The organism is Paenibacillus sp. J2TS4 (assembly GCF_018403245.1).
GTDB lineage: Bacteria > Bacillota > Bacilli > Paenibacillales > NBRC-103111 > Paenibacillus_L.
Map to the genome: position 1 here is coordinate 1 of NZ_BOSH01000062.1, position 255 is coordinate 255.

Genomic DNA, 255 nt, shown 5'->3' on the forward strand with positions numbered 1-255 from the left:
AGCGTTTTTTCATGTCTCATAAAGCAAAAGTATCAGGATCAGAAAAGATCGCAGCTATTGAAAAGTATTTACGTGGAGAAGATTCGCTTAAGCATATAGCAGTTCTTCTTGATGTACACCCTTCATCCATCAGGCAATGGCTTCAGACTTACCAGTCATTAGGTCCAAACGGACTGCTGCAAACATCTAAGAATGCTGCTTATTCTGCAGAGTTAAAGAGAATAGCTGTCGAGGATTATTTGGCTGGTGGCGGTT

At 41.2% G+C, this 255-nt stretch carries 1 protein-coding gene; it reads left to right on the forward strand.

What is annotated here, in order from left to right:
- A partial coding sequence (locus KJS69_RS29450) for a helix-turn-helix domain-containing protein (protein ID WP_213587793.1) occupies positions 1–255 on the forward strand: 255 nt, incomplete at both ends.